Consider the following 25,599-nt stretch of genomic DNA (forward strand, 5'->3'; position numbering starts at 1 on the left):
ATTTATCGTTCAATTATTTTCGTTTCGTTGGTTTGTGTTTGCTTACAGTTTAATTTCGATATCAACACCTGACGGCAGATCAAGACGCATGAGCGAATCAACCGTTTGCGGCGTCGGATTTACGATATCAATCAGACGCTTGTGCGTACGCATTTCGAATTGTTCACGAGAGTCTTTGTACTTATGAACCGCACGCAGGATTGTGAAGACATTGCGCTCTGTCGGAAGCGGAATCGGACCGGAAACCTCCGCACCGGAACGCTTCGCAGTATCAACAATCTTCTCTGCGGACTGATCAAGAATTCTGTGATCGTATGCTTTCAAGCGAATACGAATTTTTTGTTTTGCTGCCATTTTAGTCCCTCCTTTGTCGCCTATTTTGAAAAACAGACAATTCTCAGCGGAAAAACCTGATCCCAGGCCATGGCATCGGAGCCTGGTGTGTCAGCAACCTCCCGCATCATCGCATTCATCAAACCAACATTCAACATTATATTAAAAGCATAGGTTGAATGCAAGGTTTTTCTCTCTCTGCATCATTATTTATGTAATGACCCAGACCTTGAATATTCTATCGTATCCCTATTTAAAAAGCAAGACACGATGTTTATTTTTTTGAGCCAAATACGCCCTTTCTCCGTACCGCGAGTGATTTTATGTCAATCAAGCGATTCAAGAAAAGGCATCAAACATTTGCGCGATAATCCCAGTACTTCCTTGGCGGCGCCCGGCGTCAATATTTCCTCCACTACTGTTTCCCGACGCAGCTTTTCGACGCTTTCTTTCCATTTCATCCTATATTATAGAGGTTATCTGCAAGTTCAAGCATCTGCCTGATATCAAGCAAGTATGCTTTCAAATCACCAGCCAATCCGTCCGAAATATCATAACGCTGCATTCATTCGTTCCAGTTGGGCGGCACAAGCCCTCCTTCACGTAAATCAGCAACCACCTGTTCCATTTTCAGACGATGTTCTTCCGGAAAGTAAAGTATAGCCTTACCGTGTTACTTTCTTCAACAATTTGAATGAGCATGTATAAATCTAGCCAAAATGCTACAGGTTAAAAAAAGATGCAACCAGATAAATGGCAAAATCCAAAACAGACGTATAGGGGATGAATATGATGGCACATAAAAATAAGAAAAAGCAGGACTACGAAGACATGAAAACAATGGTAAATGAATTGGAACGAACTACGGTGGCTTCCAACCTTGCTGAAGATATGGATATCGGCAGTGAGATTGAGCATGATGACGTAAATCACCGTGATACCGGCATGCGGGATAGCCGATAATGAAGAGAAGGCACTTCCTCACAACAGGATGTGCCTTTCCTCTTTCTTTATTCCGAAGCATTTCTAATAATCAAAGAAATATCTTTTACTAGCTTTTTCGCTGATGGAGAAGAGGCCTGCATTTCCTTTTTAATCCGATCCATCGCCGTTACTGCTTCACGCTGCTCTACTTTCAAAATCCGAACATTTCCGTCAAACATGGAAGCAATCTGACGGCGGGCTTCTTCCATATTATCGGAGGAAGCTACATTGGGCGTCCCTGATGTTCCTGCTGTACCATTGACTTTTTCCCCGCCCGCTTTATTATCTGGAAGTTTTTCTGGAGGGCGGCTTATATTGGCTATACCTGTGGCCGAATTTCCCGAAGTCCCGTTCAGCAGTTTGTTCTGCATCGGATCATAGCTCGTCGATACAATCTTTTTATCTGTTCTTCCCAAAATCACTGTGTCATCAAGTACCAATACTTTGACACCTTCCACTCCCCCACTGGCCAATCTCGATTGCAAGTGAGCGGAAATCCCTCCTTCATGAAGACTGGAACTGCCAATCAAACTATAAACAGACATTCCTGTGTTCTGCGCTTCCTTTCCTTCATAACTTGTAGCTTTAACGGTTGAACCTTCCATTTTCCCTGTTTCATTATTATATCCAGGTATTTTGATCGTTCCTTGAATTTCCTGTGCATGCTCTGCATGCTGGGCACTGGGTGGAGCGGCATTGTCTTTCGGTGCCGCCTGATTGCCGCACGCAGTAGCTAGTAAAGCAAGCGACAGCACGACACTTATCTTTATTCTTCTCAACTCGATTCCCTCCATATTGCTTTAGAACGAATTCTTCATAAATCGCATTCTTATCCTTCCCTTTATTTTCCTGAACAATACACAAATAAATCAAAAAAAACATTATGACAAAATTTTTAGAATACACAGTTTAACGATGCCCTCTTTTGTATAGAAAGAATAATAAACAACTTATCAGGAGGTGAATGTATGTCTCCTCAGGACGATACAAAAGGGAACGAAAATGTATCCCGCCGGAACTTTCTAAAAAAATCCGGATATGCACTAGGAGGCTTGCTGGTTGGCGGTGTTGTCGGAAGCTTGCTGACGGTCGGCCAAAGACAAGCGGCACCATCTCCTGCGCCGCAAACACAATCAACGACCGACTATAACCAGGCTTTGATGTACTTTAGGCCCGACCAATTCCGAATGGTTGAAGCGGCTACAGAGCGGATTTTCCCCGCTGACGAGAATGGCCCTGGCGCCAAAGATTTGGGTGTCGCTTATTTTATCGATCACCAATTGGCCGGGGATTGGGGATTCAATGCCCGCGATTACATGCGAAGTCCTTTCTTCAAAGGTGAAACAGTTCAAGGTTATCAAGGAAGGCTAAACCGAAGAGAAATTTTTGATATCGCGCTTCAGGAAATGCAGAACTACAGCCAGAGAAAATATCAAAAAAATTTTGCCGATCTGACAGAAGAACAACAGGACGAGGTATTGCGCGCTTTCGAAAAAGATGAAATAAAGCTAACAACCATTTCTCCAAGCGGATTTTTCCGCATATTGCGAAATGCCACAATCGAAGGAGTATACGCCGATCCGCTATACGGTGGAAATAAAAATATGGGCGGCTGGAAATTGAAGAATTATCCCGGCAATCAGATGGCATACACCAACATTATCGAAAAAGATGAATTTGTTAAAATGCCGCCAAAAAGCTTGAAAGATCACCTCCATACTTAAAGAAAGAAAGGTGAATAAAAGGAATGAGAAAATTGCCTAAAGTTGACGTAGTCATCGTCGGAGTAGGCTGGGCTGGGGGGATTATCGCTTCGGAACTGGCAAAAAATGGACTGAAAGTAGTTGGTCTGGAACGAGGAAAAGAGCGGAAAACAGAAGACTATTTCATGGTGCATGACGAATTGCGTTATGCCTACCGGTATGAATTAATGCAAGATCTTTCAAAAGAAACGATTACCTTTCGCAGCAACGAAAAAATCCGGGCGCTACCAATGCGACAGTACGGCTCTTTTTTAATTGGAAACGGTATCGGCGGCGCAGGCGTTCACTGGAACGGACAAACATACCGTTTTCTTCCTTATGATTTCGAGATTAAAAGCAAAACGATCGAGCGCTACGGTAAAAACAAAATCCCCAACGGCATGACGATTCAAAACTGGGGTATTACATACGACCAACTGGAACCGTATTATGACAAATTTGAAAAAATGGCCGGAATTTCGGGAGAGGAAAACCCGTTGGCCGGAAAACGTTCCAGCAAATACCCAACTCCTCCCATGAAATCATCTCCGGCTATGAAGATGTTTATGGAAACGGCTAAAAAGATGAAGCTTCATCCTTATATCCTGCCATCGGCAAATTTGTCGCAGGCATATACAAACCCCGATGGAGTAGCACGTTCTGCCTGCCAGTATTGCGGATTTTGCGAACGGTTCGGCTGCGAATACGGAGCAAAAGCCGATCCGGTAGTAACCGTCATTCCTGTAGCCAAAAAAACCGGAAATTTCGAAATCCGTACCCACTCTTATGTCAGGCGTATTCTGCATAAAGGAAACAAGGCAATAGGAGTTATGTATACCGATGTCACGACAGGTGAAGAAATCGAACAACCAGCGGATATTATTGTGATTGCGAGCTATGTGTTCAATAATGTCCGTTTATTGTTGAATTCCAAACTCGGGCGTCCGTACGACCCGGCAACAGGCAGAGGTGTCATCGGCAAAAATTACGCTTATCAAGTAATGAGAGGAAATGCTATCGGATTTTTCGAAAACAAAGAGTTCAATACGTTTGCTGGAGCGGGCGCTCTTGGAGTAACGCTGGATGATTATAATGGAGACAACTTCGACCATTCCGACTTAAAGTTTATTCATGGCGCAAGTATAAGCTTAACACAAACAGGGTTAAGACCTATCGCTAACAATCCAGTTCCTAAAGGTACACCAAGCTGGGGGAAGGAATTTAAAAGGCAATCCATTAAGTATGCCAATCGTTCCTTAACTGTCGCCGCTCAGGGAGCTTCAATGCCTTTCAGGCATCACTTTCTTGATCTTGATCCTACATACAAAGACGTATTCGATGATCCGCTAATTCGCATTACCTTCGACTTTGAAGAGCAGGACCGTCAATTGGCTCTCTTCCTCGCTACAAAGTGCGAAGAAATCTTGAAACAAATGGGCGCAGACCGCGTCGATGCCAATAAGGAATTAGGGCCATATGATATTGTGCCTTATCAGTCTACGCACAATACGGGTGGAGTCATCATGGGGGACAGCCCAGATTCTTCCGCCGTAAATAGTTATCTGCAAATGTGGGATGCCGAGAACGTATTCGTAGTAGGCGCTTCCGCATTCCCTCATAATAGCGGCTATAATCCTACCGGAACCGTTGGGGCTCTGTCCTACCGCGCGGCAGAAGGGATCCTCAAATATAGCAAAAAAGGCGGGCCAGTCGTATGATCAACAACATCGGGATTCCCGGTTTAATCCTTATCCTTATTATTGCGCTTATCGTTTTCGGACCGCAGAAACTGCCGCAAATCGGCCGCGGAGTCGGAGATGCGCTGCGCGAGTTCCGTCATTCAGCTAAAGGGATTCTCGAAGAGTCCACAGATATAGCTGACGAAAAGAAGAAAATATAAATATAAAAAGCAGTCCTTGTTTATGGTTCAAGGACTGTTTTTCTTTACAACTTCATACCTGATTGATCCTCCGCTTAATTTCGCGAACAATTCCAGTGGGTTATCCTTCCATCTCTTCCATATTACTAGAAATGTTCTACATCTCCTGAGATAAAGTTTCCAAATTTTTGATGTTAAGAAATGGGAGTAGATTATATATAATAATGATCAATGTATAACAAAAAACCAGCCATTAGACCGGGGTCATTAGGCTGGACTATTGTTTATTTGACGATTCTTCTAATTTTCTTACTTTCGGCTTTAAGCGAAGCGTTTCTTCAAAAGCTGAGGTAGCATATTCTTTGCTTAAGATCACTTCTTCTTTAAGTTCTTCCACATTCCCATTCAATACGCCTACACTGTTAATCAGTTGTACAATCATATCAGTATGTTGTCGTTGAGTATGCTTAATTTCTTTTATTTCTTGTTCTAGCTGTTGTTGTTCATTTCTAATTTCTTTTACTTCTTGTCTAATCTCTTTTACTTCTTGGCTCAACTGCTGTTGAGCATGCTTGATTTCTTTTACTTCTTGGCTTAACTGCTGTTGAACATGCTTGATTTCTTTTACTTCTTGGCTCAACTGCTGTTGAACATGCTTAATTTCTTTTACTTCTTGATCAAACCGCTGTTGTCCTTTCTCAATCGACTCTAGCTTAGATATGATTTCCTTAAGCATTCCCTCCATACTGCTCACCTCACTTTTTTATATTATATCATGAAAAAACAAAAAATTAGGTAACAAAAGCTGTAAAATCCAATATATTACATAATTGTATTTTACATTTCATTATATCATATTTTTACATGAAAAAATGGCTAAAAAAAGCCAAAGCAACAACACGCTTTGGCTTTCGTACTAGTCATAACTATGCTATTATGTGGAAATCTAAGCTTCATTCTCCTGCGGTACTACCGCATCATGCATAAGTTGTTCCAAACGTGCGCGGTGACGAGCCGTCTCTTCTTCCGTCCAGCCCAGTTTCCGGGCCATGTAAGCGATAACCGGCTCTTTCCACCTTTCTACCCAACGAATATCAAAGTATAGCGCTCCGGTACGACGAACGAAGTAATCTTCTGGTGTTGTGGCCATTTCAGCTTCGATAGCATACACAAGTGAACCAAAAACGTCTTTTGGCAAACCGGAAGCTTCCGCTTCTGCTTGACGCTCACGGATAATCTCATAAATACAGTCTATATTTGAACCGTAACGACGCGTCAGCTTATCCGCTTCTTTCGTCGATAAGCCCACTTGAACTCCTTCTCCGGTTTTCTGACGTACGAACGCTCCAAAATTATCCGAGCCGCCCACATCGCCTCCTGACAGACGAATTTTGTCGGTGGTACACCCCGGATATGAGCCGTACCCTTCTTCTTTAAGCTGAGACGCAACCAAATCAACAATGCGCTCCGCCATTTTACGGTATCCGGTTAGCTTCCCGCCGGCAATGGACAGAAGACCAGATTCAGAAATAAAAATTTCATCTTTACGTGAAAGCTCAGAAGGGGACTTGCCCTCTTCATGAATAAGCGGACGCAAACCAGCCCAGCTTGATTCCACGTCTTCCTTAGTTAGCTTCAACGTTGGGAACATAAAATTTGCGGCCCGCAAAATGTAATCGCGATCTTCCGTCGTCATTTTCGGGTTGGCAATATCGCCATGGTAATCTGTATCCGTCGTCCCTACATACGTTTTTCCATCGCGCGGAATCGCAAATACCATGCGCCCATCCGGTGTATCAAAGTATACCGCCTGGCGCAGTGGGAACCGCTTGCCATCGATAACAAGGTGAACACCTTTCGTAAGGTGCAGACGTTTCCCTTTTTTCGAACCATCAATTTCGCGAACTTTGTCCACCCACGGACCGGCAGCATTCACCACTTTTTTCGCACGAATATCGTGCTTTGTGCCGGTTATTTGATCTACAGCGACAACACCTACCACCTTACCATTTTCATATAACAAATCCTGTACCTTAACATAATTTACAGCCTGTGCACCGCGACGCACCGCTTCTTTCATCACTTCAATCGTCAGGCGTGCATCATCGGTACGATACTCCACATAGTACCCGCCGCCTTTGAGTTTGTCTGTGCGGAGCAACGGCTCTTTCTTCAATGTTTCTTCTTTACTCAGCATTACGCGGCGTTCGCTCTTTTTGACACCGGCTAACGTATCATAAACACGCAATCCAATGGAAGTAGCAAACTTACCGTACGTGCCTCCTTCAATCATCGGAAGAAGCATCCACTCCGGTGTAGTAACATGCGGAGCATTCTCATACACGATGGCTCTCTCTTTACCAACTTCAGCCACCAGCTTAAATTCCAGCTGTTTCAAATAACGCAGACCCCCGTGTACCAGCTTGGTGGAACGGCTGGACGTTCCAGCTGCGAAATCTTGCATTTCCAAAAGCGCTGTTTTCATACCGCGCGCTTGCGCATCCAGCGCAATGCCGGCTCCTGTAATGCCGCCACCGATGACAAGCACATCGAATGACTGTCCCTCCATATCGCGCAAAATTTCCTGACGGTTCATGCTCGAAAACGTATAGCTCATGTTTGTTTCACTCTCCTGTATATAGTATGGACGCAAAACAACTTGCTTATCTCTTCCATAAAACAAAAAACCACAACATGATCCTTTTTCAACAAAGGATCTGCTGTGGTCTTCTCCTATTCTCCGACCAATATTAACTTCCACGTTAACTCTACATTATTTAGTATAACACGCTTTTTCTTCTCCAGCAACCAAAGGTAAAAGGATCACTTGAACTTAAAGCCCATCGCAGCTTCAACGGCTTTTTTCCATCCGGTATACAAATGTATTCTCTCTTCTTCCAGCATCTTAGGTTTGAAACACTTTTCCATCTGCCACTTAGCCGCAATTTCTTCTCGACTTTCCCAGAAGCCGACCGCAAGACCAGCGAGGTAAGCTGCACCTAAAGCTGTCGTCTCATTAATCGTCGGCCGTTCAACCTCTACTCCGAGAATATCGCTCTGGAATTGCATCAAGAAATTATTTTTCACCGCGCCGCCGTCCACACGTAACGTTTTCAATTTAATGCCGGAATCGGCTTCCATTGCAGATAATACATCTTTCGTTTGATAAGCTAACGATTCTAACGTCGCACGGACAAAATGTTCTTTTTCTGTTCCACGGGTCAACCCGAAGATCGCACCACGTACCTCGCTATCCCAATATGGCGTACCTAGCCCGACGAAAGCGGGTACCATATAGACACCGTTCGTTGACTCGACCCGGGCGGCGTACTGTTCGCTATCAGCTGCCGTCTTTAGCATGCGCAGACCATCACGAAGCCACTGAATCGCTGAACCAGCGACAAAAATGCTACCTTCTAGCGCATATTCAACTTTGCCGTCAATTCCCCAGGCCAGCGTGGTTAGTAAACCATGTTTGGACTTTACAGCTTTCTCTCCTGTATTCATAAGCATAAAGCAACCTGTACCGTACGTATTTTTCGCCATGCCCATTTCATAGCAGGCCTGACCAAACAACGCTGCTTGCTGGTCGCCAGCTGCTCCAGCAAGCGGAACATTTTCGCCAAAGAAATGCTGTTCTGCCGTATGAGCGTATATTTCAGAAGACGGACGTACTTCCGGCAGCATGCTTTTCGGTATATTCAGCATTTCCAACAATTCTTCGTCCCATTTCTGCTCATAAATATTGTACATAAGCGTGCGCGATGCATTAGAGTAATCGGTTACATGAGCTTCTCCCCCGGACAAACGCCAAATAAGCCAAGTGTCGATAGTCCCGAACAGCAAATCGCCTTTTTCCGCTTTTTCACGTGCACCTTCAACATTGTCGAGAATCCATTTTACTTTTGTTCCGGAAAAATAAGCGTCAATTAATAAACCCGTCTTATCACGCACCATATCGGAATATCCTTTTGCTTTAAGTTCCTCACAAATATCGGCCGTCTGGCGTGATTGCCATACGATAGCGTTATACACCGGATTGCCCGTATGCTTATCCCACACAACCGTCGTCTCCCGCTGGTTGGTAATTCCAATTGCGGCGATTTCTTTCGCGCTGATATTCGCCGTAGAAAGCGCTTCCGCAATCACCGCCAAAATTGAGCCCCAAATTTCGTACGCATCATGCTCAACCCAGCCCGGCTTCGGAAAATACTGTGAAAATTCTCGTTGGGCAACCGTTACAATTTTCCCCTGTTTATTAAATACAATCGCCCGCGAGCTAGTTGTTCCTTGATCTAGCGCTAATACATATTTTTTTTTCATGAACAATCGCTCCTTTTTCTGTTATGCCAATGTTTTTTTGTATTCTAAGTTAGAAAAAATACCTTGTAAAACAATGCACCGAGCCCCCCACCAATAATAGGCCCTATAACCGGAATCCAGGCATATCCCCAATTCGAGCTACCTTTTCCAGCAATAGGCAAAAGGAAATGCGCCAAGCGCGGGCCAAAATCACGTGCTGGATTAATCGCGTATCCTGTTGTTCCACCAAGTGAAAGACCAATGCTAACAATGAGAAATCCTACGATAAGCGGATTCAGGCCATCAGCAAACTTGTTGGCACCAATTGCTAAAATGCCCAGCACAAGTATGAATGTTCCGATAATTTCACTGATTAAATTCGACAGCCGATGCGGAATGGCCGGGTCCGTCGCAAAAACACCCAGTTTCGCCGCCGGGTCTTCGGTCGCTTTCCAGTGCGGAAAATAATGCAGCCATACTACTACCGCTCCCAAAAATGCGCCAATGAGTTGAGCCGCAATGTACATCGGCACATCTGACCATGAAAACTGCCCAATGATAGCCAAAGCAATAGTCAGCGCTGGATTCAAATGCGCTCCGCTAATCCCACCAACCGCATAAGCGGCGATAGCGACAGCCAATCCCCATCCCAATGTAATAACAATCCAGCCGGAGTTGTGCGCTTTTGATTTGTTAAGCACTACTCCGCCTACAACACCGTTGCCTAAAATGATCAAAATCATGGTACCTATTACTTCTCCTAAAAAAGGCGACATCCTCTATTCTCCCTCCTTTAATTCACGGCAGAAAACAAAAATCCACAGTAAATAACCCTATAAAGCTATAGGGAATTACTGTGGATCTCCTGTTCTCCATCACGATAATTAACCTGTGTTTTTATTAAAACAGAAAAAGAAAACGCTGTCAATATGCACATAATATAAATCATCCGCTTTTCTTGCATGTGGAAAAACGGATGATTTGCTTGTCTTTCTATTCCGTTAGTGTTTTACTTTTCCGGTATTCCATGTTAATGCCAAGAAGAAGATAGAAAGCAAGCATGCGGCGATAAGCATGATAAATCCTCCGTCCCAGCCAAACAAATCCACGGTATATCCCATTACAGCATTTGCAAAAGTGGCACCTATCAAGTAGCCGAAAAGCCCAGTAAGTCCTGCAGCGGTACCTGCCGCTTTTTTAGGAGCCAAGTCAAGGGCATGGAGTCCGATTAACATCACGGGACCATAAATGAGAAAACCTATACTAATAAGAGCAATATTATCAATAAGCGGATTGCCCGGCGGGTTTACCCAATAAACAATTACCGCAAGCAATACGCCCACCATAAACAAAATGCCTGCCGGCGCCCGGCGCCCTTTAAACAGACGGTCACTCATCCAGCCACATAACAGCGTTCCGGGTATGCCCGCATACTCATAAAGAAAATAAGACCAGCGAGAATTATCGTGACTGAATCCTTTAGCCTCAGTGAGATAAGTAGGAGCCCAGTCCACTACCCCATAGCGAACAAAGTACACAAACACATTAGCCAGCGCAATAAACCATAAAAATTTATTATTTAATACATACTTAAATAAAATTTCTTTAGCGGTAAGCTCTTTTTCTCTATCCTGAACTTTATCCTTATCATCAGGATACTCATTTTTATATTCCTCAATCGGGGGCAACCCAACCGATTGCGGGGTATCACGTAACGTCATAATAACGTATATACCGATTAAAACGGCAATAATGCCAGGGAAAAAGAAAATGCTTTTCCATGTAGCAAACAATAAAATGCCCAATCCGACAAGCGGCCCTGTAATACCGCCCCCTACATTGTGGGCAACATTCCAAATCGACATCTTCGTTCCCCGCTCGCTAATCGAGAACCAGTGTACCATCGTTCGTCCGCTTGGAGGCCATCCCATTCCCTGAAACCAGCCATTAATAAACATTAAAACAAACATAATAGCAATGCTTGACGTTAAAAAAGGTACCGTACCGAACAAAATATTCAGCACCCCGGACAAAATAAGGCCCGTTGCAAGAAAATAACGCGGATTGCATCGGTCAGACACAATTCCCATCACAAATTTGCTGATACCATAAGCAATAGATACGGCCGAAAGTACAAGCCCAAGCTCACCCTTGGAAAATCCCTGTTCTGTAAAGTACGGAATAGCCAATGAAAAGTTTTTTCTTACCAGATAATAACCAGCATACCCGATAAAAATTCCCAAAAATACTTGCAGCCGAAGCCGACGATACGTCGCATCAATTTTATCGGCTGGCAATCGCTCAATATGAGGAGCAGGACGATAAAGGTTAACAATTTTCTGCCACATATTCTTGTCCCTTCCTTTCTCTTGTTATAGTTTTTATAATCTGCAAATAAAGTATGAATAAAATAAGCAAATCTCTTGGGAATCCCTCCTTTTCATTGCCAAAGGTATAGTCTTCGGCATCACAAAATAAAAAAAACCATAAAAAACATAAGAAGGAAGAAATACCTTCATGTTTTTTATGGTTTTTTTCTCAAAATCTCCAACCAAATTCGCCTATTAACTTCTAGCAATGATTTTATGTCTGTAGGTCCAATATATCATATCAACAAAAAATTGTGAATGCGTTTTCTTCAAATTTTGTATTCTTTTAAAGTGGATTGGCTAGGAAGTGATTCCAAATTTCTTTGCGCGATGTAGTGACCGCAATAGCTCCTCCGCTTAAAGCCAATTCCGCATCTCGGATCGTACGGATTAGACCTCCGGCTAGTACGGGAATTTTTACCCTCTCATAAATTTCAGAAATAATATGAGGCATCACGCCAGGCAATACTTCAATATAATCGGGCTGCGTCTGTTCTACCAATCGGTAACTTGTTTCCAACGCGGTAGTATCTAGGAGAAAGAAACGCTGAACAGCAAGCACTTTATTTTTCTTTGCAGTCAGTACGGCACTTTTACGCGTGGAAATGACGCCAGCCGGTTTGATTTCCCGGCACAAAAATTCCGTGGCATATTCATCGTTTCGCAGTCCTTGGATTAAATCGACATGCACCAGCATCTTTTTGTTATGCCTTCTGGCCGTTTCCACGATACTTTTGAGCTGACCAATGTGACTGTCCAGCAATACCATATATTCAAAGGGGCTTTGCAACAGCAATTCAAAATCCTTCATCTGGCGAATAGCAGGTAATACCTTCTGGTTGCAGAAGCTCACGACCTTTCACACCTCATTCCGCAAACTATGTTGCACACATTTTAGCATAAACATTCATTATTTCAAATATTATCCCTCTGTACCTATATTCACCCGTTCGATTCGTCAAAATATGCAGTATAAAAGCATCCTCTTCTTCGCACGCTAAGATAAGCGGAGATGTTAACAGCGAACAAACAAACCCATATATTTGTTAACCAAGACGAATTGCTGAAAGCCTGGAATCGAACCTTACCTTCCACCTTTGACAAGACCGACAAAGTCGAATGTACATTACTAAGCATTAAACGGCAAGGACTTTCGGTTGAACAGACGCCGGATATCCACGATCTCTCAAAAGATTATATGCGCAATACTCACGAATGCGCCCAAACTCTTCATCCTCTAGCCAATTCGCAACTAAGAAAGAGGGGTTATACATGAAAAATAAAGGAAGATTAAAAACAGATAAAAATCTTCAGAATGTGGTCAAGGCTCTTGAACAAGTTAAAGTCAATAGTTTCCACGCCACACAAATCCAACAAGATACAAATGATCGCCGGCATCAAGATGCATTAAATCATGAAGAATAATACTACCGGACAGAACCTGAACCATAACCCGAATAATGGACACTTTAAAACAGCCCGTTGTTCGGTTTTTTTGTATGAGCCAATTTTTCATTGAATTTATAAAAACGAGAATATACTATTTGATTTTCTTCATTTTTCGGAGTAACATTACAAAATATATATGGAAAATTTATCCTTACCAAAATGTGTATAAATGAAGTGATAATTTGGAAGACATGAGGCAGACCCTTAATAAACCAGCGAATGCAATTCGAAAAGATGATTTTATGAAAGATGACATTTCCACCCTTGACTTCCTTAAACTTTTAACTAAACTTGATACCCTAGTCCTAAGTAATCATCAAATTAAAGACATATCCCCCTGTAAAGCATTAAAAAATCTAACTTGGATATACGCGGTTCAAAGGTAAAGTCTGTTACGCCATTAACTAAATCGGATAAATTAGAAATTCTACTTGTAGATAAGAAACAAATCAAAGGAATAAATTTATTACCCAAGAAAGTAAAGATCTCCGATCATACTATTACAGACTAAACAAATCCCCCTAAAAAATCAGGGGGATTTTATATGTTTACTTCGTGTAGTAATTGATATACTCTACGGCACCTTTTTGATTAATCACGTCAGCCAATGTTTTATTTTTAGAACTACCTGGGTCATTAACGAGGATCATGTTAGAAGTAATTTTGGATAAATCAGGATTTCCTTTTGCATCAACAGGAAGCGTTCCGTTAAAGCCTCTTGCAACTACAGTATGCCCCGGAACACGAACCATAATCGGAATTTTACTATTGACGATAAGGTTAAAGATACTATTTTTTAGCTTATCAAAGCTTCCAAAAGTTTTATCTTTATACGTATGCTTATATTCTTTAGCAGCGGACAACCAGTTAAAGGGGCAGTCAGCCTTACTTTTCTTTAGTTTTTCCAGCATGGTTTTAGGAGTAACATTGTCACCAAAACTTTTAAAAATCATAGCAACGGAAGTAATAATGCACCCTTCTGCACTCATCGTACCGCCACAACTCGTTTTTAAAGATCCCCATTGAGAATCACCTTGTTTCCAGCTTTGCGTTTTCAAATCCACATTATACGTTTTGGTTGCCATTTTCTACTCTCTCCTTTAGATATCTTTTATAGAACGAAAGGAGGACAGAGTCCCAAGATTTCCCCCTAACCTTGTTTCCCTGTTTCGTTCTATGATGATAAAGAGAAAGACAGATTATTTTTGGCAACCAGAATTGAAAAATTTCTTTATAAAAATTTCGGCTCCACACCAAGCTCTGTTTTTAATATGATGCGACGTTACCTACACATGAAAGATCCGTCACCTTTCAACATTTGGGCATATCGTATTTCTTCATCTTCCTGCCATTCGTATGACGTGTAAAGAGTGTCAAGCTTCTTTTGTGTGACAAATAAAAAAAATGAAACATACCCACCACAACTATCTTCAATAAATAATAATAGGCAATAAAAACGCTCCCTCTTTAGTCGTTTTATTTATAAAACATGATATTGAAACTAATTTTAGGGTTGCCAATTTGGATTTTAATTCCTCTTTATACATAAAGAGGGGGTAAGAGAAGTGTCTATCACAAAATTTTTGAGACAAGATTCTCATTTCAAAAAAGATGTCGTTCAATTTATCAACGATCATCCAATTTTACTTTCAAATCCCATCCTTAAAAATTTCCTTAAGGAAAAGAAAAATCTGCTCCTTTTTATTCAAGCGGTAAGTTCTTCTACAAAAGAAAGTAAAAAGAAATTGGACAAATCATTTAAAAATTATTATCTGAAAATTCGATTAGTTAACTTTATGTCTAAACTCCTTTATTACAGTGCGATTGATTACGATAAAAAGATTCGCAAACATAATCAAAGGTATCTTTTGATACTGGATAAACCGGTTCAAAATGCATCACAGGACGACGAAATCACAATTGTTGATTTGATTCCTTCTAATGAACAACCTTTTGATGGACAAATTATCGAGAAAAATAACGTTTTAGAGGAAATCATAAGTGATCCTCTCCTAAGTAAAGCTATAAAAAGATTAACACCCAAAGAAAAATTAATAATAGAACTTGCTTATGTTCATGCTATGTCAGATCGTACAATCGCCAAAAAATTATGTATATCACATCAAGCCGTAAGTAAAACACGTAAAAGAGCTATTGCTAAAATTCGAAGCTACATGGAGGAAAGAGATGTCGTTTAAAATAGGAGATTTACCTTCTTTGCTTAAAGAAGCACAAAATAAAAACTTAGATGCTATGTTACTTTTCATCCAAACATTTAAGCCAAAGTTAAAGTCTTCCCTTTACCAAACATCTATAGGTGAGCGTGAAGATTTAGCACAAGAGTTAACTTTAAAAATCATAGAGGCTATATATAATTATGATCTGGAGGCTACTCCTGGATTTTTCGAGTTTATAGAACAAATAGAAGGGAACAGCGGAGCAAAGTAGATCCGCTAGTGTTTTTATTCATTTGACGTATTAGCAGGCAAATGAATAAATATCAAAAAAAGATGTATATACGCTAATGTCGTTGCATAAACAGCCTAGAGATATGCTATGCTGAATTAAGAAAAACCCGCGTACTGCGCCCGCTTCATACAGTAGAAGCGAAGGCGTGGCGCAACTCCGCGCGTTTTTCCAAATCTGATGGAAAAGGGGATTGCGATGAGCGAGTTTCAGCTAAAGTCTGGAGATTTGGTAACCGCTGCTTATAAATCGGGAGAGTATGTTGGTGAGTTAGTAGAACTGTATCCACCTCGCGTAGCTGTCGTCAAAATACTAGCCGTATTGGTCCATCCAACACAGGGGGATTTGCACCATCCATTTGCAGCTAATGTTCCGCTGTTCCATCAACGCCGCGCGTTATCCTATGGGGAGAAAGCGTCCGCACCACTTGCTTCCGTACGTCCTTATGACGGTGAAGTTCCCGAATATAAAGCCTCGTTAAAAAAAGCTCTTGAAGAACAAATATCTAAACTAAGAGAAGATACGTCTGAATGGGCACAACGCTCTCTTGTACAATTGAAAGAATTACAAAAAGAATACTTTGCTGAGTAATGCTTCTGATACAGAAATGGAGCGGTACAATATTGTCCGCTCCATTCTCCACATCCACTATTCCTCCTCTTTTTCCGAATTTTGATTCTCCTTTTTCGCCCCCGTTTTTGAAGGCAGGCGCCCCGCTTTCCGCACCGCTTCCCGGAGCAGAAATTCAATATGCGTGTTTACGCTCCGAAACTCATCCGCCGCCCAGCCTTCCAGCGCTTCATACAGCTTCGGATCGATGCGCAAGAGAAACTTCTTCTTCTGCGACATAGATTAAGATTAATAAATAGACCCCGAGTTAATGACCGGCTGGGCTGAGCGTTCGGACACAATCGCCACCATTAAATTATTAATCATGGCAGCCTTCCGTTCTTCATCAAGTTCAAACCCTTCACGCTGCAACTCTTCAATTGCCATCTGTACCATACCAACAGCCCCTTCCACAATGCGCTGTCTTGCAGACACAATGGCGGAAGCCTGCTGGCGCTGAAGCATGGCGTTTGCGATTTCCGTAGCATACGCCAAATGCGTCAAACGTGCTTCCAACACCTCTACTCCCGCCACTTCAAGACGGGCCTGTAACTCCCGCGCCAGTTCACCTGCAATTTCTTCTGGATTACCACGCAGAGAATAGCCTTCCTCATCAAAGTTGTCGTATGGATAACGGCTAGCTACATAGCGAAGCGCTGTCTCGCTTTGAATCTCCACGAACTGTTCGTAGTTATCTACATCAAACATCGCTTTCGCTGATTCTACCACTTTAAATACAACCACAGCCGCAATTTCAATCGGATTTCCCTGAACATCATTCACTTTTAGGCGCTTGCTGTTAAAGTTGCGCACTTTTAGCGATACTTTGCGACGTACGGTAAGCGGAATTCCAAGCCACAGCCCACTCTTCCGTACGGAACCTAGATAATGGCCAAAGAAAATAAGTACCACCGCCTGATTCGGCTGTACGATAAATATACCGCTCGCTCCAATGGCCGCAAGCAAAATCAGCAGAATACCCAGCAGTGGATTCTCCGCTTTACCAATACAATATACGCCGCCTAAAAATAATGCGACAAGCAGTAACAATCCTAAAAAACCATCAATTGCCCATGCCCTTTTTTCCGTCATATTATCTTCCTCCTTTACTTGATTTTTAGATATCATATTGATATCATAATGATATCACTTTTGTATTTATTTGTAAATGATTAAAGCGATGATATCCTCTTTGCTTAGTCTCAAATCCAACCGGAAATTCATAATTTCAATAGGCTTAAATATACTATTATGAGGAGGAAATAATTTTGAGCAATTTATGGATCTATCTTTTGGTGTTTGTGCTGGCGGCCACCCCAATGTTCGAAGTCTTTACTGTTGTTCCGCTGGGAATCCTCGCTGGATTGCCTTCTTTTCCCGTCAGTATTGTTGCCTTTCTGGGCAACGCTCTCACAGTATTTTTGCTAATCGTATTTATCGAACGTTTGAAGCTCTGGTGGAAAAAAAAGAGAGGGGGCCCAGAAGGGGAAGAAAAAGACTCTAAACGTAAACTACGCGCCAAAAAACTATGGAACCGCTACGGTATTCCCGGCCTTTCTCTGCTTGGACCCATTCTGGTTGGCAGCCATCTCACCGCTCTGATGGGAATTTCTTTCGGCGCTTCCCGCCAGCGTATTCTGGCCTGGATGGGAATTAGTCTAAGCATTTGGACAATAATTTCTGCTGTGCTAGCCCATCTTGGGTTTCACTTTATCATCCCGGAAGAGCAACGGAATATTCTTACACAATGGCTAAAATAAATATGCCGCAGCGCTTACTCTTTAGGGCTGCGGCCTTTTTTGTCCTTTAAATTTATCGTACAGCCTATTGATTTTTCGGGCCAATTCGCCGCCCGAATCCATTCATTTACAGTGCTCCTTTCTTTGCTTCATATGGCTCGTCCAAAGCTTCTTCTGACGATAACACGCTCTGCTTAGCTAGTACACTATTTCGATATCCATATGCAAAATATATGATAAGGCCAAGTACTAACCATACACCAAATCCTATCCATGTAAGAGATGGGAGGTTAAAAATCAAATAACCGCAGAGCAAAACCGCTAAAATCGGAATGACCGGCACAAACGGTACCTTGAATGCACGCGGCAAGTCGGGCTGTGCTCTACGCAGCACAAGAACACCAATAGACACAACAATATAAGCAAAAAGTGTTCCAATATTAACAAGTTCAGCTAATCGATGCAGCGGGACAAGCCCTCCAAATACAGCTATAATTATGCCGGTAATCCATGTGTTCGCGATAGGTGTTTGTGTGAAAGGATGAATCCTTGACATCACTTTCGGCAGCAAACCATCACGACTTATGGCAAAGAATAAACGAGTTTGTGCGTACAAAAGAACAAGCAATACTGTCGTAATTCCTGCAATTGCACCGACAGAAATAAACCCGGCCACCCAGTCTTGATGAATATATCTCAGCGCAAAAGCAACCGGCTCCTTTACGTTTAGTTGGGTAAAAGGCACAATCCCTGTCAAAACCATAGAAACAACGATATACAGCAACGTACAAATAGTTAATGAAGCAATGATACCAATGGGCATATTACGCTGTGGATTTCTTACTTCTTCGGCGGCGGAAGCGACTGCATCAAAGCCAAGGTACGCAAAAAATACGCTCGCTGCACCCGCAGCTACACCGGAGAAGCCGAACGGCATAAACGGTGTCCAGTTTTCTGGTTTGACATACCATACACCTACTCCAATAAACAAAAAAATGACAGCTACCTTTACGATGACCATAATATTGTTTACTCGCACGGATTCACGAATACCACGGGTCAATAAAAAAGTAATTAATAACACGATCGCAATTGCCGGGATGTCAATATATGTTCCTTTTTCTGGATTATAGGCACTGGTGATAGCAGTTGGAAGTTCGACACCAAACCCTTTTATTAATCCCTGAAAATATCCGGACCATCCGCTAGCTACAGCCGAAGCGGCAAGCCCGTATTCCAATACCATCGCCCAGCCGATAATCCAGGCGATTACTTCTCCAAATATTGCATAGCTGTAAGTGTAAGCGCTCCCAGTTACAGGCATAGAAGAAGCAAATTCCGAATAACAAAGAGCTGCAAACACACAAGCAAGTCCAGAAAGAACAAAGGAGAGAACGAGGGCAGGGCCCGCATGCTCCGCCGCCGCTACCCCCGTCACTACGAAAATTCCCGTTCCAATAATGCAACCAAGCCCTAACATCGTTAAGTCCCAAGCACCTAATGCCTTCTTTAAATCGCTATCTTTTTTTCTGGTGAATTGTTGAGAAAGACTTTTTTTGCGAAAAAAATCCATAGTGTCCTCTCCTTAAGCGGATTAATTATTTAGCCGGTTGTTTTTTGCGCTCTAACACAAATGTATCAGAAACAGCCCGAGTATATACAGGACCGGCCAGACGGCCAACTGGGTTTAACTTTTCTGTGTTAATTTTCCCGTCAAAATATAATTCATCCTTAATATGAATAGTAACTACCTGACCGATTACGAGACTTCCGCCGCCCGGCTTGTCTCCAAAGTGCAGTATATCATGAAGCACGCATTCAAGTTGTACGTCGCTTTCTGCTACGCGCGGCGGTTTTACGATACGGCTCGATGCTTTCGTCAAGCCGACCTCTTCAAATTCGTCTACATCAGGCGAATATTCAACTGCACAATCGTTCATCTGCTTGACGATTTTCTCACCAACAATATTAACAACAACTCGCGCGTAGCTTCGATATTGTTCAATGTATCTTTGCGCGCGCCGTCTGTTCCTCTGCGCATCGGAGCGAAGCAGATCATCATCGGATCAGCACAGATCGCCGTGAAAAAACTAAACGGAGCCAAATTGGCCTGTCCGGTTTCATTTACCGTTGATACAAACGCGATCGGGCGTGGAAGAATGGAACCGGTCATCAATTTGTATGCTTCATCCCAGCGTAATGTACTCGGTTCGATATTCATGATAGAGCCCTCCTTTATTCTTGCGGTAGCCAGCTATACATGTATCCTTCGTCTTCGTAAACATGCGCCTGCTTTACGACATAAAGCGGGCGGAATGTATCGATCATAACCGCCAGTTCTTTTGTTTCTTTCTTGCCAATGCTTTCTTCGATTTTGCCTGGATGCGGCCCGTGCGGCAGTCCGCTCGGATGCAACGTAATAGACCCTTCTTCAATGCCGCGCCGGCTCATAAAATCCCCATCCGCGTAATATAGCACTTCATCGCTCTCCACATTACTGTGAATATACGGAGCCGGAATCGCTTCTGGATGATAATCATACAGACGCGGTACAAACGAGCAAACAACATAATTGTGCCCTTCAAACGTCTGGTGTACAGGCGGTGGCTGATGAATACGTCCCGTAATCGGCTCAAAATCATGGATGCTGAAAGCGTACGGATACAGATAACCGTCCCAGCCAACCGCATCAAGTGGATGGAAATCGAACAAATAGGACGTCAGCATGCTATGCGCACGCACACGCACTTCAAACTCGCCTTTCTCATCTTTGGGCTCCAGCTTCTCCGGCGTTCGAAAATCACGCTCACAATAAGGGGAATGCTCCAGCAGTTGCCCATGCTCGTTGCGGTTAGCGCTTCGGTGGCACAATTGCTGAGTTGGATTCCACAACAAGGAAACGTGCTTCCTCCGTCTCCAGATGAACACGATAGGTAGTACCAATTGGGAATCACGATATAATCTCCCGGATAAAAGGAAAGCTCACCGAAAAGGCTTTCAATCTTCCCTTTTCCTTCATGAACATACAGAAGCTCATCACCTTCCCCGTTCCGATAGAAATAAGACATCTGCTCTGTCGGACGGGCAATACCGATTGCCAAGTCATCATTGGCAAGTAATATTTTTCTCGCTTCATAGAAATCGCCACCCGCCTCTACGTTCCACGTACGAAAATGACGGTGCCTAAGCGTGTTCTGTTCCTCGAATTCAAATCGAATATCTTTAATCTTTTTTGCTTCTCGTACTTGGGTTGGTGGATTAATATGATAAATAAGTGATTGGATTCCTGAAAATCCTTTTGTTCCCATAAGCTGTTCATAATACAGTCCGCCATCCGGCTTGCGGAATTGCGTATGACGCTTGTGCGGAATGTTTCCCATTTTTACGTAATGTGGCATTCATATTCCCCTTTTATCCAATAATTTCACGCAAAGCTGCGATAAACGCCCGATTTTCTTCATCCGTTCCTACGGAAACCCGAATGGTTTCCGGATAGCCAAGCACGGTTCCAGAACGGACGATGATGCCTTTTTTCAGAAGCGCTTTAAACACGTCATCGCCAGAGCAAGGAAGTTTCACCATTACAAAGTTTCCCTGAGAAGAGAAATAACCTAACCCGAGCTTTTCAACCTCGTTTTCTATGTAACGTCGGCCTGTCTCGTTTTTCTTTTTACAATTTTGCAAAAACTGTTCGTCGTCAAGCGAAGCAAGTGCAGCAGCCTGCGCTAGCCGGTTAGTGTTGAAAGGCTCTTTTACCTTCATCAATTCCTGAACGAATGCCTCATTCATGACGCCATACCCAACACGAAGCGCAGCCAGTCCATAGATTTTGGAGAAAGTACGCAATACAACCAAGTTCTGATGTGAGCCAATAAGTGAAACGGAGTCTAGGTAATTTTCGTCCGTGACATATTCGAAATATGCCTCGTCAATAACTAACAGAATATGATCCGGAACCTTTTCGATAAACGACTGCATTTCCGCCTTTCCAACAATGGTGCCAGTTGGGTTGTTCGGATTACATACAAATATCATTCGAGTTTTCTCAGTAATGGCCGCCAGCATTCCATCAAGGTCGTGTACGCCGTTTACCAAAGGAACATGTATCGGAACGCCACCTTCGATTCTGACATTTGTTTCATAGCGGGGAAAGGTGACATCCGCCATGATTGCTTCGTCTCCTTGGCGAATGTAGCTACGGGTTAGCAAATGCAAAATTTCATCCGAACCGTTACCTACAATGATTTGTTCCGGTTTTACCTGAAGCCGCTCAGCCAACTTCTGCGCAAGCATTGGTGCCGTTCCTTCCGGATATAATGTAATATTATCCATTTCGCGAATCATCGCTTCTTTAGCGCGTTCCGAATAGCCTAGCGGATTTTCGTTAGATGCCAATTTAATAATCTGGGTTAAACCTAGTTCCCGCTTTACCTCTTCAATCGGTTTACCCGGCTTATAGACACCAAGTCCTTCCAGCTGCTTTTTTGCCGTAATTTTTGGGTGTCCTGCCACTGTCATATCGCTTCCTCCACTCTACTTCTAAATGATTTCGTTACGAAGCACGCCCAATCTTTCGATAGAAAGTTCAATTGTATCCCCTTTTTCCAGCCAACGATGCACTTCGGCACCCAACTCAAGGATACAACCGGTTCCGACCGTTCCGGAGCCAATAACATCGCCAGGATACAGCGTGCAATCCTGTGAGGCACGTTCAATCATTTGTGCGAAAGAGAAATAAAGTGTCTTCATATTTCCCTGGGACAACAATTTTCCGTTAACAAATGCTTTCATCTCCAGGTCATAATGTTCGCCGTTGCGACGATCCTCCAATTCGTCCTTCGTCAAAAGGTACGGTCCCATCGAAGTAGCAAAGTCTTTTCCTTTCGCCGGTCCGAGCCCAACTTTTACCTCTTCACGTTGGACATCACGTGCACTCCAATCGTTAAGAATCATAAAGCCTTCAATATAATCCAGCGCCTGTTCGCGCTTAATATTTCGGCCTTCCTTCCCAATAACGCAGGCCACTTCCAACTCGTAGTCCAGCCATTCGGTATAGCTCGGCTTTTCTACCGGCTCTCCCGATCCTTTGATGGCGCTTGCATTCGAGAAATAAAAAACAGGAAATTTATACCATTCTGGTACCATATCAAGTCCGCGTTTTCTCCGCGCAGTTTTGACATGTTCCTCAAACGCGTAAAAGTCACGAAAGCTCGGCGGACGTGGGATAGGTGCGGCCAGCTTTACCCCCTTTTCCTCACATACCTCAGGTATCTTAGCTTCCTTTTCCCTTGTCAGCGCATAAAGCCATTTTTTTTTATCTTGCGGAAGATTCAGATAGTCAAGCAGAGAAACGGGAGGGGAAATAGCTTCCCCTCTCGTTTCTGCCAGATAGCGGTATGTTTCTTCCATGTCGTATACTTTTCCGTTGTGAATCCAGCCTGCTCTCACCGTTTTGTTGTCCCTAAGATAATAACTGATAAGCTTCATTTAGATATTTCCTCGACGTTCTTGTTCGCGCTCAATTGATTCGAACAGTGCTTTAAAGTTTCCGTCGCCAAATCCGAGCGCACCTTTACGCTGAATGATTTCGATAAAGAGCGTTGGACGATCCACAACAGGTTTTGTAAAGATTTGCAACAGGTATCCTTCGTCATCGCGGTCTACAAGAATGTTCAGCTCTTGCAGTTTCTTCAGATCTTCGTCAATTTCACCCACACGATTTGTCAAATTCTCGTAGTATGTGTCCGGTGTATAAAGGAACTCCACTCCATTTGCTTTTAGCGCGCTCACAGTTGCGACAATATCATTGGTCAGAAACGCTAAGTGCTGGACACCAGGACCTTTGTAGAAATCCAGATATTCTTGAATTTGCGATTTGCGCTTTCCATCCGCCGGTTCGTTAATCGGGAACTTAATTCGGCCTGTTCCATTCGTCATAACTTTAGACATTAACGCCGAATATTCAGTGGAGATATCCTCGTCGTCGAAATGCTTGAATACAGTGAATCCGAACACTTTTTCATAATATTCAGTCCATTCATCCATACGTTCTACGTTTCCAACGATATGATCAATACCTACAAGTCCTGTAGAAACAGATGGAATTTCAAAATCATTCGGTTCATAGCCTGGCAAGAAAATACCATTGTAGTCTGCTTTTTCAATCAATGTGTGTACGGTATCGCCGTATGTACCAATAACGGCTTTTTTTACGATACCGTTTTCATCGCTTTCCGTCCACGGTTCGCGGACAGCGATCGCTCCCCTTTCCAACGCTCCTCTATACGCTTCTTCCACGTTTTCTACTTTGAGGGCGATATCTTTCGCCCCTTCTCCGTGTAGTTTTACGAACTCTGCAACATCCGTTTGATCATCCAACGCCCCGGTAACTACTAGGCGGATGTTCCCTTGCTCCAGCATATAAGATACACGGTCACGACAGCCTGTTTCCAACCCCCGGTAAGCCTTTACTTTAAAACCGAAGGCGCGACAATAATAATAAGCTGCCTGCTTGGCGTTACCCGCATAAATCTCTACATGATGAATGTCCTGAACCGGAAAAAGCTCTTTTTTCTCTACTTTTTTTACTTCAAACAGTTCTTTAGCCATCAGAGTCCCTCCTACATATAACTGATTATTTTAGTATAAATATTTATTTTTTTATGAGTTATTGGACTATTGAAATGATACATTGTTTTTTGAAATGTTGCAAACGATTACACTAACGCGTGTGCACTGTGCTATGTTAAAGTTAAATATGGTAATTATTATAGTTATATTAAAAATTGATGCATAAAATCGAGTAGGAGGGGGTGACTAGCCCCCGTCCTCTCACACCACCGTACGTACCGTTCGGTATACGGCGGTTCATTATGTACGCCGCAAGGCGTGATATCGTCCTTTTAGACTCTTAAGTTGATACGATTCGAAGAATCGTTTATCAAGAGTCCGATGTAAAACAGGGCTTTTGGCGATACGCCAGTATCCCTTACGGGAATTTCCCCACTCATAGGCTTTTCCTCTAGGCACGCCTAAAGCGAGAAGCCTTTTCACTTTTGTTCGGGGAAGTTTCCACTCTTTCCACAAACACATACGCAGTCGCCTGCGCACCCATGCGTCGAGATTTTGAAATACATTTGGCGTATCTGCCAGCGCAAAGTATCCTATCCATCCCATCAGATATTCATTAAGTTCCTCGATTCTCCATTGTATAGGAATAGGTCTGCGTCGAGATGTAATCTGACGGATTTTCTGCTTCACCCGCTGTAGTGACTGTTTTGCAATGCGAATCTTTGGTTCAAGGAGAGAAGTAAAGCTGAAACCGAGAAACTTGCGTTTCCATGGTCGGTCAACAGCACTCTTTTCTTGATTGACCTTCAATTTTAGCTTCCCTTTGATAAAGGCAGTGACAGACTGTTTCACCCGTTCACCATAATGCCAGATTGGAGGAAACGACGGATCCTTGCGTGAGCGAAAGGTTCCTTTTGTGCCGAAGGCACACTCTGCCCTTCCGAAGTCCCCCGTGGAATTCACCACATCCTCCTTCGGATAAGTCCATACGGATTGTCTGCCTTCATCGCGTGTCTTCGAACGCCTGGTCTTTCGTTCTCCATAATGTTCGGCCCTTCCATGTCATGTCGTCACATGGCATGTACTATGACCTCTGTCGCGAATGAGGTTACCGAGGATACTCGGCTTATCAGACAGACCTCCCCGGGTAAGAGCGC

25 protein-coding genes and 3 pseudogenes are annotated in these 25,599 nt (G+C 43.1%); 9 read left to right on the forward strand and 19 right to left on the reverse strand.

Going from position 1 to position 25,599, the window contains the following annotated elements:
* Positions 1-42: 42 nt before the first annotated feature.
* Positions 43-354, reverse strand: a complete 312-nt coding sequence (rpsJ, locus tag ACH33_RS17665) for a 30S ribosomal protein S10 (RefSeq protein ID WP_057900149.1) — start codon at positions 352-354, stop codon at positions 43-45.
* Positions 355-659: 305 nt separating this feature from the next.
* Positions 660-794 carry a SelB domain-containing protein gene (locus ACH33_RS19570; protein WP_139184967.1) on the reverse strand — a complete coding sequence of 45 codons (135 nt, stop codon included), beginning with the start codon at positions 792-794 and terminating at the stop codon, positions 660-662.
* A 328-nt stretch (positions 795-1,122) separates the two neighbouring features.
* Between ACH33_RS19570 and ACH33_RS19575 the strand changes: the two genes are divergently transcribed.
* Positions 1,123-1,296, forward strand: a complete 174-nt coding sequence (locus tag ACH33_RS19575; RefSeq protein ID WP_156424113.1) for a hypothetical protein — start codon at positions 1,123-1,125, stop codon at positions 1,294-1,296.
* 47 nt (positions 1,297-1,343) lie between these two features.
* Here ACH33_RS19575 and ACH33_RS17670 read toward each other — a convergent pair whose 3' ends face one another.
* Complete coding sequence (locus ACH33_RS17670; protein WP_057900150.1) at positions 1,344-2,096, reverse strand: hypothetical protein; 753 nt, start codon at positions 2,094-2,096, stop codon at positions 1,344-1,346.
* A 189-nt stretch (positions 2,097-2,285) separates the two neighbouring features.
* Here ACH33_RS17670 and ACH33_RS17675 point away from each other — a divergent pair, with 189 nt between their 5' ends.
* From ACH33_RS17675 to tatA, 3 genes are read left to right on the forward strand one after another with little or no spacing between them, the layout of a single operon-like run.
* A complete protein-coding gene (locus tag ACH33_RS17675; RefSeq protein WP_057900151.1) occupies positions 2,286-3,041 on the forward strand; it encodes a gluconate 2-dehydrogenase subunit 3 family protein in 756 nt (251 codons plus the stop codon).
* A 23-nt stretch (positions 3,042-3,064) separates the two neighbouring features.
* Positions 3,065-4,777 carry a GMC family oxidoreductase gene (locus ACH33_RS17680; protein ID WP_057900152.1) on the forward strand — a complete coding sequence of 571 codons (1,713 nt, stop codon included), beginning with the start codon at positions 3,065-3,067 and terminating at the stop codon, positions 4,775-4,777.
* Entirely contained in the window at positions 4,774-4,959 is a 186-nt protein-coding gene (gene tatA, locus ACH33_RS17685) for a twin-arginine translocase TatA/TatE family subunit (RefSeq protein ID WP_057900153.1), read from the forward strand. The genes ACH33_RS17680 and tatA overlap by 4 nt, the downstream gene beginning before the upstream one ends.
* A 256-nt stretch (positions 4,960-5,215) precedes the next feature.
* Here tatA and ACH33_RS17690 read toward each other — a convergent pair whose 3' ends face one another.
* The 6 genes from ACH33_RS17690 to ACH33_RS17715 all read right to left on the reverse strand — a co-directional run bounded on the left by ACH33_RS17690 (position 5,216) and on the right by ACH33_RS17715 (position 12,462).
* Positions 5,216-5,683 (reverse strand): hypothetical protein, encoded by a 468-nt coding sequence (locus ACH33_RS17690; RefSeq protein WP_057900154.1) that lies wholly within the window; start codon positions 5,681-5,683, stop codon positions 5,216-5,218.
* A 201-nt stretch (positions 5,684-5,884) separates the two neighbouring features.
* Positions 5,885-7,555 carry a glycerol-3-phosphate dehydrogenase/oxidase gene (locus ACH33_RS17695; protein WP_057900155.1) on the reverse strand — a complete coding sequence of 557 codons (1,671 nt, stop codon included), beginning with the start codon at positions 7,553-7,555 and terminating at the stop codon, positions 5,885-5,887.
* Between the two features lie 206 nt (positions 7,556-7,761).
* Positions 7,762-9,261, reverse strand: a complete 1,500-nt coding sequence (gene glpK, locus ACH33_RS17700; protein WP_057900156.1) for a glycerol kinase GlpK — start codon at positions 9,259-9,261, stop codon at positions 7,762-7,764.
* A gap of 44 nt (positions 9,262-9,305) precedes the next feature.
* The gene (locus tag ACH33_RS17705; RefSeq protein WP_057900157.1) at positions 9,306-10,016 is read right to left on the reverse strand and encodes an MIP/aquaporin family protein; all 711 of its coding nucleotides are present in this window, start codon (positions 10,014-10,016) and stop codon (positions 9,306-9,308) included.
* Positions 10,017-10,241: 225 nt separating this feature from the next.
* Positions 10,242-11,588 (reverse strand): glycerol-3-phosphate transporter, encoded by a 1,347-nt coding sequence (glpT, locus tag ACH33_RS17710; RefSeq protein ID WP_057900158.1) that lies wholly within the window; start codon positions 11,586-11,588, stop codon positions 10,242-10,244.
* 307 nt (positions 11,589-11,895) lie between these two features.
* Positions 11,896-12,462 carry a glycerol-3-phosphate responsive antiterminator gene (locus ACH33_RS17715; protein WP_057900159.1) on the reverse strand — a complete coding sequence of 189 codons (567 nt, stop codon included), beginning with the start codon at positions 12,460-12,462 and terminating at the stop codon, positions 11,896-11,898.
* 419 nt (positions 12,463-12,881) lie between these two features.
* Here ACH33_RS17715 and ACH33_RS19925 point away from each other — a divergent pair, with 419 nt between their 5' ends.
* Complete coding sequence (locus ACH33_RS19925) at positions 12,882-13,034, forward strand: hypothetical protein (protein ID WP_204244849.1); 153 nt, start codon at positions 12,882-12,884, stop codon at positions 13,032-13,034.
* 572 nt (positions 13,035-13,606) lie between these two features.
* Here ACH33_RS19925 and ACH33_RS17730 read toward each other — a convergent pair.
* Positions 13,607-14,143, reverse strand: a complete 537-nt coding sequence (locus ACH33_RS17730; protein ID WP_057900162.1) for a C39 family peptidase — start codon at positions 14,141-14,143, stop codon at positions 13,607-13,609.
* 480 nt (positions 14,144-14,623) lie between these two features.
* On the opposite strand from ACH33_RS17730, the gene ACH33_RS17735 reads away from it, so the two are divergent.
* The 3 genes from ACH33_RS17735 (at position 14,624) to ACH33_RS17745 (ending at position 16,115) form a co-directional block, all read left to right on the forward strand.
* Entirely contained in the window at positions 14,624-15,256 is a 633-nt protein-coding gene (locus ACH33_RS17735) for a sigma-70 family RNA polymerase sigma factor (RefSeq protein WP_057900163.1), read from the forward strand.
* A complete protein-coding gene (locus ACH33_RS17740) occupies positions 15,246-15,506 on the forward strand; it encodes a helix-turn-helix domain-containing protein (protein WP_057900164.1) in 261 nt (86 codons plus the stop codon). Before ACH33_RS17735 ends, ACH33_RS17740 begins: the two co-directional genes overlap by 11 nt.
* A 216-nt stretch (positions 15,507-15,722) precedes the next feature.
* Entirely contained in the window at positions 15,723-16,115 is a 393-nt protein-coding gene (locus tag ACH33_RS17745; protein WP_057900165.1) for a kinase-associated lipoprotein KapB, read from the forward strand.
* Between the two features lie 57 nt (positions 16,116-16,172).
* On the opposite strand, the gene ACH33_RS17750 is transcribed toward ACH33_RS17745, so the two are convergent.
* Both ACH33_RS17750 and ACH33_RS17755 read right to left on the reverse strand, forming a co-directional pair.
* On the reverse strand, positions 16,173-16,373 hold the full coding sequence (locus ACH33_RS17750; RefSeq protein ID WP_057900166.1) for a type II toxin-antitoxin system antitoxin: 201 nt from the start codon (positions 16,371-16,373) through the stop codon (positions 16,173-16,175).
* A 9-nt stretch (positions 16,374-16,382) separates the two neighbouring features.
* Positions 16,383-17,225: an SPFH domain-containing protein gene (locus ACH33_RS17755; RefSeq protein WP_057900167.1), complete on the reverse strand. Its 843-nt coding sequence runs from the start codon at positions 17,223-17,225 to the stop codon at positions 16,383-16,385.
* Positions 17,226-17,401: 176 nt separating this feature from the next.
* Here ACH33_RS17755 and ACH33_RS17760 point away from each other — a divergent pair, with 176 nt between their 5' ends.
* The gene (locus tag ACH33_RS17760; protein ID WP_091260761.1) at positions 17,402-17,893 is read left to right on the forward strand and encodes a small multi-drug export protein; all 492 of its coding nucleotides are present in this window, start codon (positions 17,402-17,404) and stop codon (positions 17,891-17,893) included.
* A 106-nt stretch (positions 17,894-17,999) separates the two neighbouring features.
* Here the strand turns inward: ACH33_RS17760 and ACH33_RS17765 are convergent, their stop codons facing one another.
* The 7 genes and pseudogenes from ACH33_RS17765 to ACH33_RS17795 form a co-directional block, all read right to left on the reverse strand.
* A complete protein-coding gene (locus ACH33_RS17765) occupies positions 18,000-19,445 on the reverse strand; it encodes a branched-chain amino acid transporter BcaP (RefSeq protein WP_057900168.1) in 1,446 nt (481 codons plus the stop codon).
* 25 nt (positions 19,446-19,470) lie between these two features.
* A pseudogene (locus ACH33_RS17770) lies at positions 19,471-20,093 on the reverse strand (flavin reductase family protein).
* Positions 20,094-20,107: 14 nt separating this feature from the next.
* Positions 20,108-21,270, reverse strand: a pseudogene (locus ACH33_RS17775) (homogentisate 1,2-dioxygenase).
* Positions 21,271-21,283: 13 nt separating this feature from the next.
* Positions 21,284-22,390 carry a histidinol-phosphate transaminase gene (gene hisC / locus ACH33_RS17780; protein WP_057900171.1) on the reverse strand — a complete coding sequence of 369 codons (1,107 nt, stop codon included), beginning with the start codon at positions 22,388-22,390 and terminating at the stop codon, positions 21,284-21,286.
* A 21-nt stretch (positions 22,391-22,411) separates the two neighbouring features.
* Entirely contained in the window at positions 22,412-23,359 is a 948-nt protein-coding gene (locus ACH33_RS17785; protein ID WP_057900172.1) for a fumarylacetoacetate hydrolase family protein, read from the reverse strand.
* A complete protein-coding gene (gene hppD / locus ACH33_RS17790) occupies positions 23,360-24,481 on the reverse strand; it encodes a 4-hydroxyphenylpyruvate dioxygenase (RefSeq protein WP_057900173.1) in 1,122 nt (373 codons plus the stop codon).
* Between the two features lie 261 nt (positions 24,482-24,742).
* A pseudogene (locus ACH33_RS17795) lies at positions 24,743-25,303 on the reverse strand (group II intron maturase-specific domain-containing protein); the annotation flags it as partial.
* Between the last annotated feature and the right edge of the window lie 296 nt (positions 25,304-25,599).

It is taken from the genome of Aneurinibacillus sp. XH2 (assembly GCF_001439585.2).
In the GTDB taxonomy this organism is placed as follows: domain Bacteria; phylum Bacillota; class Bacilli; order Aneurinibacillales; family Aneurinibacillaceae; genus Aneurinibacillus; species Aneurinibacillus thermoaerophilus.

Bases quoted from the DNA above. Each gene is read 5' to 3' on its own strand.
- ACH33_RS17705 (WP_057900157.1), bottom strand. From the start codon at position 10,016: ATGTCGCCTTTTTTAGGAGAAGTAATAGGTACCATGATTTTGATCATT.
- hppD (WP_057900173.1), bottom strand. From the start codon at position 24,481: ATGGCTAAAGAACTGTTTGAAGTAAAAAAAGTAGAGAAAAAAGAGCTT.
- ACH33_RS17745 (WP_057900165.1), top strand. From the start codon at position 15,723: ATGAGCGAGTTTCAGCTAAAGTCTGGAGATTTGGTAACCGCTGCTTAT.
- ACH33_RS17730 (WP_057900162.1), bottom strand. From the start codon at position 14,143: ATGGCAACCAAAACGTATAATGTGGATTTGAAAACGCAAAGCTGGAAA.
- ACH33_RS19575 (WP_156424113.1), top strand. From the start codon at position 1,123: ATGATGGCACATAAAAATAAGAAAAAGCAGGACTACGAAGACATGAAA.
- ACH33_RS17680 (WP_057900152.1), top strand. From the start codon at position 3,065: ATGAGAAAATTGCCTAAAGTTGACGTAGTCATCGTCGGAGTAGGCTGG.
- ACH33_RS19570 (WP_139184967.1), bottom strand. From the start codon at position 794: ATGAAATGGAAAGAAAGCGTCGAAAAGCTGCGTCGGGAAACAGTAGTG.
- tatA (WP_057900153.1), top strand. From the start codon at position 4,774: ATGATCAACAACATCGGGATTCCCGGTTTAATCCTTATCCTTATTATT.
- ACH33_RS19925 (WP_204244849.1), top strand. From the start codon at position 12,882: ATGAAAAATAAAGGAAGATTAAAAACAGATAAAAATCTTCAGAATGTG.
- rpsJ (WP_057900149.1), bottom strand. From the start codon at position 354: ATGGCAGCAAAACAAAAAATTCGTATTCGCTTGAAAGCATACGATCAC.
- glpT (WP_057900158.1), bottom strand. From the start codon at position 11,588: ATGTGGCAGAAAATTGTTAACCTTTATCGTCCTGCTCCTCATATTGAG.
- ACH33_RS17755 (WP_057900167.1), bottom strand. From the start codon at position 17,225: ATGACGGAAAAAAGGGCATGGGCAATTGATGGTTTTTTAGGATTGTTA.
- ACH33_RS17740 (WP_057900164.1), top strand. From the start codon at position 15,246: ATGTCGTTTAAAATAGGAGATTTACCTTCTTTGCTTAAAGAAGCACAA.
- ACH33_RS17695 (WP_057900155.1), bottom strand. From the start codon at position 7,555: ATGAGCTATACGTTTTCGAGCATGAACCGTCAGGAAATTTTGCGCGAT.
- hisC (WP_057900171.1), bottom strand. From the start codon at position 22,390: ATGACAGTGGCAGGACACCCAAAAATTACGGCAAAAAAGCAGCTGGAA.
- glpK (WP_057900156.1), bottom strand. From the start codon at position 9,261: ATGAAAAAAAAATATGTATTAGCGCTAGATCAAGGAACAACTAGCTCG.
- ACH33_RS17785 (WP_057900172.1), bottom strand. From the start codon at position 23,359: ATGAAGCTTATCAGTTATTATCTTAGGGACAACAAAACGGTGAGAGCA.
- ACH33_RS17765 (WP_057900168.1), bottom strand. From the start codon at position 19,445: ATGGATTTTTTTCGCAAAAAAAGTCTTTCTCAACAATTCACCAGAAAA.
- ACH33_RS17675 (WP_057900151.1), top strand. From the start codon at position 2,286: ATGTCTCCTCAGGACGATACAAAAGGGAACGAAAATGTATCCCGCCGG.
- ACH33_RS17690 (WP_057900154.1), bottom strand. From the start codon at position 5,683: ATGGAGGGAATGCTTAAGGAAATCATATCTAAGCTAGAGTCGATTGAG.
- ACH33_RS17750 (WP_057900166.1), bottom strand. From the start codon at position 16,373: ATGTCGCAGAAGAAGAAGTTTCTCTTGCGCATCGATCCGAAGCTGTAT.